14 protein-coding genes are annotated in these 15901 nt (G+C 48.2%); 2 read left to right on the top strand and 12 right to left on the bottom strand.

Annotated elements, in window-relative coordinates:
- Positions 1–45 precede the first annotated feature (45 nt).
- The 11 genes from GUA98_RS20325 to GUA98_RS20275 all read right to left on the bottom strand — a co-directional run bounded on the left by GUA98_RS20325 (position 46) and on the right by GUA98_RS20275 (position 13249).
- The gene (locus GUA98_RS20325; RefSeq protein WP_193724216.1) at positions 46–1674 is read right to left on the bottom strand and encodes a polysaccharide biosynthesis protein; all 1629 of its coding nucleotides are present in this window, start codon (positions 1672–1674) and stop codon (positions 46–48) included.
- A gap of 60 nt (positions 1675–1734) precedes the next feature.
- On the bottom strand, positions 1735–2175 hold the full coding sequence (locus GUA98_RS20320) for a DUF456 domain-containing protein (protein WP_095292156.1): 441 nt from the start codon (positions 2173–2175) through the stop codon (positions 1735–1737).
- 54 nt (positions 2176–2229) lie between these two features.
- Positions 2230–2979 carry a Cof-type HAD-IIB family hydrolase gene (locus GUA98_RS20315; RefSeq protein ID WP_095361248.1) on the bottom strand — a complete coding sequence of 250 codons (750 nt, stop codon included), beginning with the start codon at positions 2977–2979 and terminating at the stop codon, positions 2230–2232.
- A gap of 306 nt (positions 2980–3285) precedes the next feature.
- Positions 3286–4158, bottom strand: a complete 873-nt coding sequence (locus tag GUA98_RS20310; protein ID WP_153979903.1) for a metal ABC transporter permease — start codon at positions 4156–4158, stop codon at positions 3286–3288.
- The gene (locus tag GUA98_RS20305; RefSeq protein ID WP_193724329.1) at positions 4158–5117 is read right to left on the bottom strand and encodes a metal ABC transporter permease; all 960 of its coding nucleotides are present in this window, start codon (positions 5115–5117) and stop codon (positions 4158–4160) included. Before GUA98_RS20305 ends, GUA98_RS20310 begins: the two co-directional genes overlap by 1 nt.
- Positions 5118–5119: 2 nt before the next feature.
- Positions 5120–5878 (bottom strand): metal ABC transporter ATP-binding protein, encoded by a 759-nt coding sequence (locus GUA98_RS20300; protein ID WP_153980843.1) that lies wholly within the window; start codon positions 5876–5878, stop codon positions 5120–5122.
- Between the two features lie 93 nt (positions 5879–5971).
- Entirely contained in the window at positions 5972–6886 is a 915-nt protein-coding gene (locus tag GUA98_RS20295) for a metal ABC transporter solute-binding protein, Zn/Mn family (protein WP_227779884.1), read from the bottom strand.
- Positions 6887–7195: 309 nt separating this feature from the next.
- Positions 7196–9172, bottom strand: coding sequence for a peptidoglycan D,D-transpeptidase FtsI family protein (locus tag GUA98_RS20290; RefSeq protein WP_153979904.1), 1977 nt, complete (start codon positions 9170–9172; stop codon positions 7196–7198).
- Positions 9173–9486: 314 nt separating this feature from the next.
- A complete protein-coding gene (locus tag GUA98_RS30035) occupies positions 9487–11520 on the bottom strand; it encodes a peptidoglycan D,D-transpeptidase FtsI family protein (RefSeq protein WP_153979905.1) in 2034 nt (677 codons plus the stop codon).
- Positions 11521–11626: 106 nt separating this feature from the next.
- Complete coding sequence (locus GUA98_RS20280) at positions 11627–12775, bottom strand: transglutaminase domain-containing protein (RefSeq protein WP_193724215.1); 1149 nt, start codon at positions 12773–12775, stop codon at positions 11627–11629.
- 18 nt (positions 12776–12793) lie between these two features.
- The gene (locus tag GUA98_RS20275; RefSeq protein WP_110756984.1) at positions 12794–13249 is read right to left on the bottom strand and encodes an ATPase; all 456 of its coding nucleotides are present in this window, start codon (positions 13247–13249) and stop codon (positions 12794–12796) included.
- A 217-nt stretch (positions 13250–13466) separates the two neighbouring features.
- Between GUA98_RS20275 and GUA98_RS20270 the strand changes: the two genes are divergently transcribed.
- Together GUA98_RS20270 and GUA98_RS20265 are read left to right on the top strand one after the other, a co-directional pair.
- Positions 13467–14648 (top strand): MFS transporter, encoded by a 1182-nt coding sequence (locus GUA98_RS20270; RefSeq protein WP_193724214.1) that lies wholly within the window; start codon positions 13467–13469, stop codon positions 14646–14648.
- A 165-nt stretch (positions 14649–14813) separates the two neighbouring features.
- On the top strand, positions 14814–15161 hold the full coding sequence (locus tag GUA98_RS20265) for a toprim domain-containing protein (protein ID WP_095292165.1): 348 nt from the start codon (positions 14814–14816) through the stop codon (positions 15159–15161).
- A 97-nt stretch (positions 15162–15258) separates the two neighbouring features.
- On the opposite strand, the gene GUA98_RS20260 is transcribed toward GUA98_RS20265, so the two are convergent.
- Positions 15259–15870: an SCO family protein gene (locus GUA98_RS20260; RefSeq protein WP_095292226.1), complete on the bottom strand. Its 612-nt coding sequence runs from the start codon at positions 15868–15870 to the stop codon at positions 15259–15261.
- Between the last annotated feature and the right edge of the window lie 31 nt (positions 15871–15901).

The following is a 15901-nucleotide window of genomic DNA, read 5'->3' as shown; positions in this document are numbered from 1 at the left end:
CAGCAGACAGAGCTTGTACTTATTATAAGAATGTTTGGCATCAACCTATGCCCGCTGACCCGAACTACGCTGAAGACGCATGAGCGGCCGCAGTACCTTTTGCAAAATACGCGGGTAGCTGCCAAGTTCATCTCTGCGCAATACGCGAAGAATGACGAGCATGACCAGGTATACGACCACAACGAGAGCACCGACAACCAGACAGGTCATGAGGAAGGATACACGTGTTGGCAGGAATAAACTAAAGATCCAATTGCCAGCCCAGTTTGCACCGAAACCAATACCTGCAGCAAGTAGAACAGTTACCCCGAAACCAACCCAGCGATCACCCATGATCGAGAAGGTTACGATTTTTCTCAGTACGCGCAGGTTCAGATACGTAATCACCAGGAAACATAATGCTGTTGCAATAATGATCCCATAGATGCCGAAGATCGGAGCCAGGATCAAGCTTGCTACCAATTTAACGATAATTCCTGCAGCTACACTAATCATTGTAATCCGCGGTTTACCTACTCCAAGCAGAATGGAGTTTGTCGTCATCATCGTAATTTGGAAAATGGTACCGAAGGTCAGCAAGGTAATAATCGGAGTCCCATCTGGCGTACTGAACAGTAATCCATTCACCGAATAGGCTGCCGCACATAGGGCAATGACGATTGGCATGCCTGTCAAAATCGAAATGCGCATGGCCAGCGTAATTTGATTCTGGAGATGGGCTTCATCTTTGCGTGCAAAGGCTGCCGAAATGACTGGTACAAGCGATTGGCTAAGCGCAATGGCCAGAATTGGCGGGATTCCCGCAATACTTTGCGCCTTCGCACCGAGGATCGCCAGCACTCCTGTTGCCTCTTCCAGCCCAATACGGCCGCTGAGCAGCGGAACCACAAGTGATGAATCGATAAAGTTAATCGCCGGAACCGCAAGGGACGATAACACAATGGGAATCGACAGTTTGAAGATATCACTGTATATCCCTCGCATTGGCAGCTGCTCTGCACGAACAACCTCCAGCTGGGCTGCACGATCACTACGGCGCAGCTTCAAGGTGAAGTAGAGCATGACTGCAAACGCACCGATACTGCCTAGCACCCCACCGAATGAAGCTCCTGCAGCAATCGTTCTGTCATCATAATTCCATTGCAGCATGACATATGCCACGATAATGGCGGTACCCACCCGGGCGAACTGCTCTACGATCTGAGATATACCGCCTGCCGTCATATTGCCGCGTCCCTGGAAGTAACCACGCATCATGGCAATAGCCGGGAAGAGCAGCAGCGCCGGAGCAAGAGCCCGAATCGCACTAACAGCCTCCGGTACCTTGGATACATACGTTGCATAATAAGGCGCTGCAAACCACAGTAAGGCTGACATGACAACCCCGGCTACCGCGGCAAAGATCAAGGCAGCCTTATAAATTTGCTGTGCTTCTCCCGCGCGCCCCAGCGCGTAGCGTTCAGACACCATCTTGCTGAGCGTGCTGGGAATTCCCGCTGTTGCGACGGTTAACAGCATTAAGTATACCGTATTGGAGATGGTAAACGATGCGTTACCGATATCGCCAAGGATATGCTCCAGCGGTACCCGCTGCACGAGACCAAGTACTCTGGCAATGAGTGCTGCGGCCGCCAGGATGAGCGTACCCTTAATGAATGTTTCCTTCTTAGACAAACTAATTCCCCTTCTTTCCCCCACACGGACGTGCATCTGGTTGAAGCCCATCCCGAACGTCTATGCGAATCTTGCTACCCAGATAATAAACAGAACAATCATGACAATTTGCAAAATAATTTTCATTACCGTACTGGTGAACAGGCCAACGACGGAACCAAACCCAACCTTTGTAGCCTTGGAAGGTGATGATCCGCCGATTAATTCCCCGATAAATGCACCGATAAACGGTCCCAGTACCAACCCGAATGCAGGGATGACAAATGGACCAATAATGACACCAATCGTACTCAGGGTTGTAGATAGCTTGGAGCCTCCGAACTTCTTGACCCCCCATGCACTAACCACATAATCCGCTACGAACAGGACCACCACGATTAGAATCTGGAAAATCCAGAACCATACACCAAACGGATCGAAGCTGAAGAACCAGCCATAGACCAGAAACGCGAAAAAGATCGCTATAGCTCCAGGCAGTATCGGGTATACCGTTCCGGCCATTCCCACTGCAAACAAAAGCACAATTAAAATCCAGCCAACGGTTGCAAGCAAAGGTTATTCCCCCTTCAAAATGTGTTCACGAATGACTTCGACAATTCCATCTTCATTGTTGCTCGCCACAATCAAGTCAGCGGCTTCCTTCACTTGTTCCTGTGCGTTCCCCATGGCAACACCCAGACCTACCGCCTCGATCACGGCCAGATCGTTCAGGCTATCTCCCACTGCGACGACTTCGGACATTTCTATGCCCAGCAGTTTGCAGACCTCAGCCACGCCACTCGCTTTTGAAATGCCAGCCGGGTTAATCTCGATATTAACAGGTGAGGAATTCGTCATTTGAAGGCCTCCCAGCTGCTGCAGTTCCATCATGATCTGATGACGAACTTCATCATCCTCCGTATTGAAACCAAACTTCAGCCATTCCAGATCTTCAATATTCTCTGTCCAACGCTCACGGTTGAACAGCTCCTCTACCGAATATGCCCAGTACCAGCTGTTATATTTCTCACCAATCTCCTGCATGGTACGAATTAAAGCTGGGTCCATCAGATGACGAATGTGCAGGTCATGTGGAGCTTTCCAGACTTCACTTCCATTCACCGTAACCATCGGCGTTTCCAGACCAAGCTGTACAGCGTACGGCATTGCATGGAATACGGCTCTTCCTGTGGACAGGCACACATGCACCCCGCGCCGGATGGCGATCTGTATCCACTTGGCGGTTTCCTGGGTAATTTCATGATTATCGTTGAGCAATGTCCCGTCCATATCCAGCGCCAGCAATTTGTATTTAAGTTCACTCATGCAGTATTCCTCCTCGGTTATCTCTCTACTTCTCTCTATCCATCGATTCTCTCACAAAAAGACCGCCCGGTATCCGCAGGGGCGGACGCTCCGGACGTCACAGCTAACGACATTTTACCACAGATCATCCAGATGCAACAAAATAACGGTCAATCCAAATAACGATATGAAGGCAGACAAGATCATATGCACTTATCTGCTGGAGCAGATCAAGGGAAATCCTCATCTATATGGATGTCATACCCGATATCACACCTTCCAAACAGCAAAAACCGCCTGCGTATGCAGACGGTTGTTATCTATTTCTTACCGTGTCGCGAATTTACGACGAGCGTAGCGGAGGATAATGCCATGTTTCGGAGACAGCAAGAGTGCCAAAACAAAGAGAATTCCAGCTACCGCCACCATGCAGCCTGCAATGGAAGCATCCAATGCATAAGCCATCATATAGCCTCCAACAGAGGAAGCGGCCCCTACTAGTACGCTGTACAGAATCATTTTACCCAATCGATCCGTGAGCAGATAAGCTGTCGCCGCAGGAACAATCAACATACCTACCACGAGGATGGACCCCACACTTTCAAAGGAAGCCACGGATGTCATGGAAACAAGCCCCATGAGCAGGTAATGGAACAATACGACCGGAATACCGCAGGCAGCTGCCAGCGCCGGATCGAAGGCGCACAGTTTGAACTGTTTATAGAACAGTCCGATAACAATCAGGATGACCAGGAGCGTAATACCCAGCATCCAAACGGCCCTTGGCCCAACATCCGTACCTCCAAGTGTTAACGTATCCCACTGTACGTAGGCAATCTCACCAAAGAGCACACAGTCCAGATCCAGATCGATATGCTGGGCGTTCAGACTGATCAGAATAACACCGACGGCAAACAGTGCCGTAAATACAATGCCAATGGATGCATCGGAAGACAGTCCCCCGGCCTGCAGGCTTTGAATGAAGAATACCGTTAATAGACCGAAAATAGTGGCTCCAAGCAGCATCCATAAGGAATCCCTGGAACCGCTCCATAGAAAAGCAATGGCAATCCCGGGAAGCACAGCATGGCTGATGGCATCCCCAACCAATGCCATTCGCCGCAAGATAAGGAAACATCCAAGGATGGCACATGCGGACGAAACCAATACAGCCGTTAATATGATCCAAAATGTAGCCATTACAGCTCCCTCCGTTCCTGCTGTGTTCCTTGGGCGGAAAGTGTCTGAAGCGTAGCACGCTCTTCTCGAAGATAAGCCGATTTGGCCTGCATGCTTCGCAAACGGCGAGCCAGTAACCCCCGACGCGGAGCAAGCAGCGCCGAGCCGGCAAACAATACCGTAGCCGCGAGGACCGTCACGGGTCCTGTCGGCAGATTAGGAACGAGCGTACTGAAGATGGTACCCGTGGCACCACTCAGAGCACCAAATATGCCTGCGAGCAGCACCATAAGTGCAAGTGAATCGGTCCAGCAGCGCGCTGCTGCCGCAGGAGTCACAAGCAAGGCAGCAACAAGAACAACTCCGACCGCCTGAATTCCCGCTACAACCGCGATGACTGTCAGCAGCAAGATCAGCTGTTCCAGCATGGCTACAGGCAGCCCCATGCCCCGGGCGAATCCGGGATCAAAGCTCACAAGCTTGAATTCCTTGAACCAGACCAGACAGGCAATGAGCAAAACGAGACAGACACCGCCCATGACGTATACATCCGTCATCACCATCGAGGCCGCCTGACCAAACAAATATTTATCTAGCCCACTTTGGCTTCCGCTAGCCCCATGCTGGATGCGGGTCAGCATGACTACACCGATGCCGAAGAATACCGTCAGCACAATCCCCATCGCTGCATCCTGCTTAATCCGTGAATACCGGGTAATCCAGGATATCCCGAAGGTCGCAATGATTCCTGCAGCGAGTGCACCAAACAGAAAGAGACCTACGGACTTGGTTTCCGTTAACATAAAAGCAATACAGATCCCTGGCAATGCCGCATGTGCCAATGTATCGCCCATCAGACTCTGGCGGCGCAAAAAGGTAAATGAACCAATAATGCCACTACTGAACCCGAGCAACAAACAGCCAAGCAAAATCCAGCGTGTGTTGGGGTCAGACAGAATGGAAAAGATCCAGTTCCCCATCATTACACCTGGCCCTTCTCCGTCCGGCTTCCGATCATCGCAATCCGTCCTCCGTAAGTTTCCTGCAGCGTATCCGGTACAAACACTTCGCTTGTCGGTCCGCCTGCAACCAGTCGCCCATTGAGCAGCAGCACATGGTCAAAATATTCCTCCACCGTCGCAAGATCGTGATGAACAACAAGTACCGTCTTCCCTTGCTTTTTCAACTGTTCCAAAAGAGAAATGATGGCCTTTTCCGTCGTGGCATCCACGCCTGCAAACGGTTCATCCATGAAATACAGATCTGCATCCTGAACCAGTGCACGAGCCAAAAAGACCCGCTGCTGCTGTCCGCCGGACAGCTGGCTAATCTGGCGATGCATATAGTCTCCCATACCCACTTGCTCAAGGCAGTGTGCAGCCAGATCACGCTCCTTCTTGCCTGGACGACGGAACCAGCCCAGGTGACCGTACCTGCCCATCATCACCACATCCAGCGCATGGGTTGGGAAATCCCAATCGACTGATTCCCGCTGGGGAACGTAGCCGATCCGGCGCCGCTGCTCACGGTAGGACTGACCAAATATCCGCACCTCACCGTGCATTTTCGGCACCAGTCCGAGTACAGCCTTGATTAGAGTAGACTTCCCGGCCCCGTTTGGACCGAGAATGCCGATGAGCTGTCCTTCCGGTATATCAAAGGAAACCCCGCTGAGGACTGGCTTTTTATGATAGGCTACAGCCAGATCCCGTACACTAAGAGGGGCCATTGTAGGCTGCATTCCCTGCAATTCATTCGGATACACGGACGTAAGCATGTTCTCAGATAACGTTGTCTTGCTCATGCTTTTTCCACTCCTTTCTGGATAAAATCATTATTTCAACGCCTCTACAATCATCTCGGTATTGTGACGGATCATGCCAATATAGGTACCTTCTTCTGTTCCTTCAGCACCCATAGCATCCGAGAAGAGTTCCCCGCCAATGCTGACCGTATGACCTTTTTCAGCGGCTCCGGCAATAATGGCTTCCATCGCTTTTGCTGGCACACTCGATTCCACAAATACAGCCTTAATATTGTTATCCACGAGGTAATCCCGAAGTTCACTGACATCCTTCGCACCATATTCGGCTGCTGTGCTGATACCCTGAAGTCCCATCACTTTCATGCCGTAGGCCTCACCAAAATACCCAAAAGCATCGTGTGCGGTCACAAGTACCCGGCTCGCTTCAGGGATCTCCTGGATTTTTGTGCGCACTTCGTTATCCAGCTCTTCAAGCTTTGCCAAATACGCTTCCGCTTGAGCCTGATATGCCTCAGCATGATCCGGATCTGCCTCGACAAGTGTATCGCGTACAGCTTCTGCTGCATGCATCCAGTGGCTCACATCAAACCAGACATGTGGATCATATTCCGTACCTCCGGTCTCCTGACCCGAATGCAATTCTTCTACTGGGATGCCGTCTGTGACGGCAGTTACTGTTTTGCTCTTGGACATCTTCTCCAAAATATCAGTCATTTTCCCTTCCAGGTGCAGCCCGTTATAAAAAATGACTTCAGCTTGCTCCAGCTTGCGGATATCCCCTTGCGAAGCCTTGTACAGATGGGGGTCTACGCCTGGACCCATTAGCCCGGTAACGTCAACGTATGCCCCTCCGATCTCACGTGCTACATCTGCAATCATGCCTGTGGTTGCTGTAACCTGCATCTTCCCTTCCGTGCTTCCCGATTCAGCTGTGCTGGAACACGCAGTCAAAACCACAATCAAGACAAGGGCTGATAGCGTCATGAACCCTCTTTGAATACTCCTCATTTTCACCATTAACAATTCCAACCTCTCCTTTCCCTCTCCTAACATAATTGTCCACATCTAATTTTTTTGTACAAGGTATTAAAATTTATACACGACTAATAATGTTTCCCTTGCGCAAATTTTATCCGATGCAAAATAAAAAGGCAAGGGATAATTTCCCTTGCCTGTCCGGTAACGTATATTAGCCTTTTCACTGGTTGTTTTGCGGGATCATGATATGGAATAACCCACTGCACATGTGTGTTAATCTCCGTTACTTTGGTACCTCTCCTCAAAAATCTTGCTTTACTCTTTGTCCTTCTCCTGACCCTTTTTCCCTTTTGGCGTCCCATCCAGACCGTAGACCTCATCGTATGCATCGAAGATTTTGCGTGCAATCGGCGACGCACTGACAGACCCGAATCCACCTTCCGGTACAACAACCGCGATGGCCAGTTTTGGATTCTCACGCGGTGCAAATGCGATAAACACACCGTTCTCCTTTTTATTCGGTCCGGTTCCCTGCTCGGACGTACCTGTTTTACGGGCATAGTCGTACGGGAATCCATCAAACGAGCTTACTTTGGTGACCATGCCGCGGTGTACTTCATTCCAATATGCATCCGCAAAATCCACTTCATTTAAAACTTTAGGTTTGATTTTTTTAACGACATTGCCTTCGGCGTCACGGATTTCTTTCACCAAATGAGGCTCCATCCGTTTACCCTTATTGGCAAGCATCGTGGTATATTGTGCGAGCTGAAGTGTCGTGTACTTCGCTTGTTGACCAAACGAGGCAAACGCCAGACGTGTCAAGGCCGATTCATGATCCTCGTTGTATTCAAGTGTACCCAGGTACTCCCCCGGAAGATCCACGCCTGTAGAAACACCCAAGCCGAAGTCTTTCATGTATTCATCCCAAACTTTGATTCCTTTTTCTGAACCATATTTATTCAGCAAACGTTTGCCCACCATATCAATCATAAACGCATTGGAAGACTTCTCAATGGCCCGTCTTGCAGTGATATGACCATTATAAGCAGAGTGGGAATTTCTCACCTGTCGCCCATCTTTCCCGAGAATCGCATATCCCTGATCGTGATAAGTCTGCCCTGCTGTAAACAAGCCTTCTTTCAGGCCGATAAGCACACTAAGAGGTTTGATGACGGAACCTAGCAATACCACGGATTCGGCATGCCTAGGCTTGGAATCATTCGGCGGAAAGGAAGCGATTGTCCCATTCCGATACACGTATTTGATTTTCTCATAATCCCAATCATTCGGGTCGTAGTCCGGCATGCTTGCCATGGCCACCACATTTCCGGTATCTACCTCCATCGCCACTGCATACCCCGTAATGGCCTTGGGCAGCTTGCGCAGTTCATCTGTAATCGCTTCCTGAGCTGCTAGCTGAATTTCCTTATTGATTGTGGAGACGATGCTGTAGCCTTTCTCAGGCGGAGTCTGCATGATTGTTCCTTCAGGAAGATTACGAGCATTAATATCGATAGATTGATAGCCGCTTCTTCCACGAAGTTCCTCCTGATATTGAAACTCCAGCCCTCCTACTCCAACCATTTCTTGCTGAGTGTAGCGAAGGCCCGGATCCCTTTCCGTTGCCAGCGACTTACTAATTTCTTTATACTTATCCAAGTTATTTTGTTGACCCTTGAACTCTCTAGTGTAGCCAATGACCTGGACAGCAACCCGATCAGGGTCATACTTTCTTACATTTTCCTCCAGTACCATAGCCCCTGGATATTCAGCCTTTTTCTCCATGAAATAAGCAATTTCTTTCGTATTCAGATCGGATTTTACCAACCTTGGTGTGTACCCGTGTGTCTTTTGGTAATCCAGATCGAGGCGTTTCATGATCTCTGCTGCATCCGGCTGTTCCTTGTCTCCAGGGTTAAACTCCTTGAACACTGCCGCAAGATCATCTGCCAGTTTTTGAGCTTCTTCCTGCCGGGAACCGTTACTATAATCTTCATACAACAATACATACAGAGACTGTACAGGCTCAGAGTATGCTAACGCCACTTTTCCCGTGGCATCATAGATCGGTCCACGCACAGGTGCCAGCGGAATGTCTTTTGTATTACGTGTCGTTTCCATATACGTCAATTCAGGTCCCTCGACAAACTGCACAAAAGCTAATCGAAAAATAAGGATACTGAAGATGACAAATGCAGCGAAAAAGAACAGGTTGATTCTTGCTGCAGACGGCTTGTTGACAGCTGTGTCTTCATCGGATGCTTTCTTGCTCCTCCATCGGTTAAACATGTATAAGCCTCTCCGTTCTCTATAAATAATGGTTAACAGTCTAAATTAATTAACGTACAGCTCAGATATTTTCCCTATATAAGTCTATCAAAGGTTGATTGACACGTCTTCCTAATTTTGGTTACATTTTCGTAAACTAGAGAGAGCCCCTTCTCCGTTGTTGATCTGGAATATTTGTATATTGATTCAGTCATTTAATTAAACGTGTTAACTCCCTATGAAGTTACAGGGAATATGTAAATGTCTGGTCCACTCTTAGCTCCATACACAAAAAAAGAAGGCCCTCAAAGGGCCCTCTCTTTAACCATATGAATTTACTGCGCTGCTGTTTCATCTGTTTCTTCCGTTTTATCTTTCTTCGGAACACCGTCCAAGCCGAACTCCTCGTCATACGCATCGAAGATCGCACGTGCAACTGGAGCCGCACTGTTGGAACCGAAGCCCCCTTCAGGGATAACCACGGCTACAGCCAGTTTTGGATTTTCCCGCGGCGCATAAGCGATAAATACCCCGTTGTCGACCAATTTCCCGCCGACTAGCTGCGTCGATGTTCCTGTTTTTCTCGCAAAATCATAAGGGAAGCCGCTAAATGCCGTAACCTCCGTAGCCATGCCTCGTTGTACCTCTTTCCAATAAGCGTCATTGAAATCGACCGTACTTAGCACTTTTGGTTTCACTTTCTCAACAACATTACCCTCGGAATCTCGGATCTCATTTACCAATTGCGGCTGCATCCGTTTACCCTTGTTGGCCAGCATTGTAGTGTACTGTGCTAACTGCATCGTTGTATATTTCCCTTGCTGACCAAAGGAGGCATATACCAACTTGGTCAAGGAACTCTCGGAGCTTTCCTTGTATTCTTTGAGACCGGGCCGCTCATTAGGCAAATCTACCTCTGTAAGTACACCAAGGCCGAATTGCTCCATGTATTCATCCCATACATCAACGCCCTTTGCACCATACGTCGTGTATAACTTCTTACCGATTTCATCAATCATAAACACGTTTGAGGAATGACGAATCGCATCATGTGGAGTCAACAGACCGTATACGTGACCGGAAGAGTTCTGTACTCTGCGGTTATCCCCACCGAAAGTTGTAGAACCCCTGTCTGGATATACGGTATTAGTAGTAAAGAAACCTTCCTTTAGACCGATCAATACACTCAGAGGTTTGATCGTGGAACCAAGCAATACAACGGATTCTGCCCGTTTACCGGAGTCATCTGGCGGGAAGCCACGAATCGTACCATTCTGGTAAATATATTTGATTTTATCGTAATCTTCAGTGCTGATACCACCGGTTTTCCATACGTTCGTGTCATAGTCAGGCATACTGGCAGAAGCAACAATTTTCCCTGTATCCACTTCCATCGCTACCGCAAAACCTGTCTTGGCATTAGGATGCAGCTTGCCGGAAACTGGGTGCGTATGCAGCCAGCTCAGTTGATCTGTGATCGCCTGCTCTGTCTTCACCTGCACGTTTTTGTTGATGCTCGTAATCAGGTCATAACCCTTCTCAGGTGGAGTGGAGCCTGCCACACCTTCAGGCAAATTCCGTAAATCCACGTCGACAGAGTTATAACCGCTTTTACCGCGCAGGACATCTTGATATTGCAATTCAAGTCCATCAAATCCAACAAACTCATTTTCCGTATATACCAGCCCAGGATCCGTTTGTGTTTTGTTGGCTTCATCAACCTCTTTGTATTTGTTCAACGTTTTGGAACTTTTGAATTTTTTCAAATATCCGATGGTCTGAACAGCCACGGTGTCCGGATCATAATAACGCACACTTTCTTCAACTATCTGAATTCCCGTGAATTCATCCTTATGCTGAAGGAAATAAGCCACTTCTTCCTCCGACAGATCGCTCTTGATAAGTCGAGGCATGAAACCATTCGCCTTGCGGGAATTCAGGTCCATTGCTTCAATGATCTGATCTACAGTAAGAGACTCCGACTCCTTGGTTTTGTATTGTTCGAATACATCATGCAGCCTTGTCGCAATATCCTGAGCTTCCGGGAAGTTTGGACTTGGTTGTCCGTTTACATCACCATAGTTTTTATAGAGCGTCAGGTATAGAGACTGAATCGGTTTGGAATACGCGAGTTTCACCTCACCAGTTGAATCATAGATTGTTCCTCTCACCGGAGCGAGCGGCACATCCTTGGTTATGTTACTGGCCTCTTCCTGACTGAGCTCAGGCCCTTCCACGAATTGCAGAAACGCCAGCCGTACAATAATAACGCTAAAAATAACAAAGGAAGCGAAGAAAAATACGTTCATCCGGTAACTGAAGCGCCGTTTGTCGGTAAGTTCATCCTTCTCTTTTGAATGATTGTTCATTCATCCTACCTCTTTCATGACTTGATGCATACCGCTCTTATAAGTCCAGCCGCGGCATGATAACCTGGCAACGTCGTCATAATCCGGAACCCTGTCCGGTGTAATGTTATGCTGTCTGATCTTTCAGATGGGTATCGGCAAAATTCGGAGGATTGAACCAGTCACCGCTCACCGCCCATGTCGGATCAAGCGGAATCCAGCTCTGGGAATCACTCAAATAAATTTCATTCCATGCATGTGGGCCATATCCGCCCTGGCCGTTGTATCCAAGTCCTGTAACGACCTTAACATCCAGACCTTGTGAACGGGCCATGACTGCATAAAGACGTGCGTAATCAATGCATACCCCTTTACGCGTATCAAACGTGTTCTGTGGTGTCTGTTCATGCCATATGCCTTTTTGCTCATAATCATCCACTTTCCCGTAATCATATTGAATGCGGGAACCAACCCAATCATACAAGGCCCGTGCTTTCGCTTCATCCGTCGTTTGACCTTTCACAATTTCACTGGCTGCAGATTCAATATCTGCAGGAATATTGTGGTCAATGACCTCATACTTCCGCTGCAAAATTCCGCCCAGTTCCTTCTGAACTGCTTGGGTAAATACTGGCAGCTTGTCCTTGATCAGGTTGCCGGATAACGGTTCAATAACGGACTTTGCTCCCTGCATGTAGATCGGCGAAGCCTCTACATATCGGCTAAACATGCTTCCAGGATATAGGCTGACAATCATGAAAAGAACGGCGATGACAATCATCCCGCGGGCAGATCCAATGACCGCGCCTATGATTGCACCCATGAAGCGGCTAATAATACCCTTGGGAGTACTCTCTTGCTCTGCCGAATGATATCTCCTTCTGAAGAAAAGGGAAGAGAACAAGCCAAGCACCATACGAATAATTCCATAGCTAAGCACAAACAACACGGCAAACCGCATCAATGGAAAATCAGCAATCGCCGTAACCAACGTATAATACATCTGCTCCCATCGGTTCAGATCCCGATTCGGCATGGCTGAAGCATGCGCAGACAACCACTGCTGCACATACGGTGCCAGCCAAAGGGTCAAACCAATGGACAGCAGAATGCCAATGACCGCCATAATGCCATCCATCAGGAATCCAAATAGTCTTCCTGCCGAACGCGAAGCGCCTCTGGACCATCCCTGAAGCAATGAAGCTGCCACAATCAATAACAGCATGATCGTGATGCCATTGAATTCCTTCAGGCTGTCCAGCCAATTCTGCAACACGTATTCATTCCCCCTTTGCTAAGAAGCTGGTACAGTTCCATTTCCTCTGGCCTGTTCGACAAACGTCCGTATCGTTTCATTGTCGAGATTCCATTCGCCAAGTGAAATTCCGCGCAAGGTCACATTGACTTTGTTCGACCCGGCTGTCCCCTTAATTTCCACATTGGGACTCGTAATGGTAAATTGTCCATCCTGTCCTTTGGCATAGGTGGCCTTGGAGGCTTCCTTCACCATGATATTGGTCGCTTCCTTTTTCAATGTGTCCATCGTACTGGACTGCACATCCGAAACTGTCTGTTTAATCTGATCGATGGAGATGCCGCTGTATATCAACAGAGCCGCAATAATGATGATGGCAATCGCCCATTTCAATACGGTTTTGACCACATTCAGAACAAAGAACAAAATGATCAGTGCAACGACGATCACCAGCCAGTTCTGCATCACAAACTCTTTGATCACTTCTATGTTCATGATTACACCTTCCGTATTAGAGTTAAGAAATCACACTTCCCGAATATTATACATGATTTCCGAACCCGCTGTCAGCTAAGCACTCTCTCGTAAAAATAAAGGTCTAAGTTCGTCCAGTTGAACGTACAAGTAGTACCATGAGGTTTTGCATGAAAAATCGGGAACGCATTTTGACGACCTGGCATGAACATGCATCGTTTAACAAGGAGGGGCTTTTGTGAAAACGGCCATCTGGCTCTATCTATTTTTGTTTCTTGCTGTTTTTGACCTGCACGCCCAATATCCCATCCTGACCCCCTTTGCCATCTCGCTCGGGGCTGCACCCACCTTCATCGGGTGGATGATGGGTATCTACTCCTTGACTCATCTTCCCGGCAATTTAATTGCCGGCACACAAATCGATAAACATGGCAGTCGGCGTTATATCGTGTTCAGTTTACTGGGGGCAGGCATTATTCTGCTGCTGCAAGCCCACATTCACACGCCATGGCAGCTGCTTGCACTTCGTTCCATCAGCGGCTTTGTGCTCGCTTTTCTGTCTCCGGCCTGTCTTGCCCTGCTTGCACAGCTGTCGACCAACCCGGTCACTCAGGGCAAGTATATGTCCGGACATGGTGTCGTACACACGCTGGCGTCTGTTGTATCTCCGGCTGCCGGAGCACTGATTGTTGGTGCTTTGGGGTTCTCTGCTACATTTGCGAGTCTTGGATACCTGCTCATTCTGTCAGGCATGATTGCCTGGTTATCCATGCCGAAGGGGCTTGTCGATGTTCAGCGTGAGAAAGAAACCGTACCTCCCAAGCCTGCTAACCTCGGAGGCAATACCAATACTTTTATTCCAGTCTCCTGGCGGTATTTTGCGTTGCCGCTGGTTATTGCTTGTGCACAAGGGATTCTGTTTTTTGAATTACCTCTTCGGGGCGGAGGGCATTCGTCCATGATGTCTACGGGGTTATTGTTTTCAGTCATTAGTATCGGGGCACTGCTTACGCTCAGCATGCTTTTTCTTAATCGCTATTCGCCCAAGCTGCGTTTAACTGCTGGGGTCCTGCTAATGTCTCTCTGTTTCTTCACGCTGGCTGCCTTCCCGGACATCCCTCTGGCTGCTGTACTCTTTGTACTGGGCATGTCCAAAGGGATCACTTTTCCAGCCATGGCGACCCTGTTCATTCGTTTAAGCGGCGGAAGCAAGCTGGGTCGTATTTTTTCACTGCAATCCATAGCTACCTCCATCGGATCCTTCATTGGTCCCATCGCCGCAGGTCAGCTGCGTGTAGGTGTCTCGCCGTATTTTATCGCGTTTATTCTATTAATGGTCGGTATTCTGCTCCTTCCTTACTTCACCAGCAGACGTGAGGCATCCCTCTCTTCGACCGATCCGAATAGCGTACTGGGATAGACGTTATCCATGATGTAAGTCCTTTTTTTATTAAAATGGCTTGTATTTACCTTTGCTTTGCATCATTCCCCCATTTACAGCTAAACTATATATAATCCAGTCGATTTTCGCTGCAACATTTCCCGGGGAATGTCGACACTAGCTCTCGAACAAGAGGTGAATATCATGCCTATTCATGTCATTGTGGAAGGTAAGAATGATCGCAGCAAGCTAAAACGTCTCGTTGGGCCGGAAATCAACATTTTATGTACATTCGGCACTCTGAATTCGCTCAAGCTGGAATCCCTGCGCAAACAGGTTGGTTATGATGAAGTATATCTGTTTATGGATAATGACAGTTCGGGCAAAAAAATCAGAGGTGTGCTGCGGGACGCCTTCCCCGATGCAGTGCAAATGTATACCAGACGTGGTTATGCGGGTGTGGAAGGAACCCCTGATGAGTACATCATTGCCCAGTTGGAGAAGGCCGGATTGGAAGAGTATATTCAATACCCCGAGTACCCGTCTTTCTAAACGTAAAACATTGCAAAAGGCTGCTTACCGGTTATTTTCCAACCGGCAAGCAGCCTTTTTACGGATACTAATATGATTCAAATATAATTAGAACAGATTATTCATTGATCAGATTGCGGATATCCTCTGCGATGACTGCAGGCTCGACATCTTCTGTATTAAATGCATTATACACCTTGCGCAGCTGATTGTTCTGGTCTACGAGACCAATCATGTTCATATGTGCAAAATCATCCTTGCTCTCGCCTTCAATCAGAATCTGAAATGAATCCCTGGCGAGCTGCTTTGTTTTGTCCATATCCCCTCGCAGGAAATACCACCCGTCATAATCCGCGTGGAAACGGTCCGCGAATTCCTTAATTTTCTCCTTGGTATCGACTTCCGGATCAAATGAAATCGAAACAAAGGAAGCATCCTTGCCGAATGTGCCATCTTCCTTCAACAAATCCTGCACCTGGGACAATGTAAACGTCGTAATTGGGCATACATCAGGACAACTGGTGAAATAAAAATAGAACAGCCTAACCTTGCCTTTGGTATCGTCGAGCGAAACGGTTGTCCCATCCACATTTTCCATGGAGAAGGATTGGATCTCCCGAATCTCGGGTAATTTCTCCTTGCTGGCAAAGACGGTGCCCCACATAAGGTATACAGCCATAATCAGTGCGAGACCCAGCAGCATCCAGGTCCATTTGTACTTTTTCAGCATCATCCTCGTCCTTTCTTGTAATTACGATATG

The organism is Paenibacillus sp. P13VS, assembly GCF_015143645.1.
Taxonomy (GTDB): Bacteria; Bacillota; Bacilli; order Paenibacillales; family Paenibacillaceae; genus Paenibacillus; species Paenibacillus xylanilyticus_A.
This window is presented reverse-complemented; position numbering and strand designations above follow the sequence as displayed.

What these genes read in the sequence shown, in the direction of transcription:
- GUA98_RS20320 (WP_095292156.1), bottom strand. Translation starts at nt 2,175, where the DNA reads ATGGCCGGAACGGTATACCCGATACTGCCTGGAGCTATAGCGATCTTT.
- GUA98_RS20315 (WP_095361248.1), bottom strand. Translation starts at nt 2,979, where the DNA reads ATGAGTGAACTTAAATACAAATTGCTGGCGCTGGATATGGACGGGACA.
- GUA98_RS20310 (WP_153979903.1), bottom strand. Translation starts at nt 4,158, where the DNA reads ATGGCTACATTTTGGATCATATTAACGGCTGTATTGGTTTCGTCCGCA.
- GUA98_RS20305 (WP_193724329.1), bottom strand. Translation starts at nt 5,117, where the DNA reads ATGGGGAACTGGATCTTTTCCATTCTGTCTGACCCCAACACACGCTGG.
- GUA98_RS20300 (WP_153980843.1), bottom strand. Translation starts at nt 5,878, where the DNA reads ATGCAGCCTACAATGGCCCCTCTTAGTGTACGGGATCTGGCTGTAGCC.
- GUA98_RS20295 (WP_227779884.1), bottom strand. Translation starts at nt 6,886, where the DNA reads ATGACGCTATCAGCCCTTGTCTTGATTGTGGTTTTGACTGCGTGTTCC.
- GUA98_RS20290 (WP_153979904.1), bottom strand. Translation starts at nt 9,172, where the DNA reads ATGTTTAACCGATGGAGGAGCAAGAAAGCATCCGATGAAGACACAGCT.
- GUA98_RS30035 (WP_153979905.1), bottom strand. Translation starts at nt 11,520, where the DNA reads ATGAACAATCATTCAAAAGAGAAGGATGAACTTACCGACAAACGGCGC.
- GUA98_RS20275 (WP_110756984.1), bottom strand. Translation starts at nt 13,249, where the DNA reads ATGAACATAGAAGTGATCAAAGAGTTTGTGATGCAGAACTGGCTGGTG.
- GUA98_RS20265 (WP_095292165.1), top strand. Translation starts at nt 14,814, where the DNA reads ATGCCTATTCATGTCATTGTGGAAGGTAAGAATGATCGCAGCAAGCTA.
- GUA98_RS20260 (WP_095292226.1), bottom strand. Translation starts at nt 15,870, where the DNA reads ATGCTGAAAAAGTACAAATGGACCTGGATGCTGCTGGGTCTCGCACTG.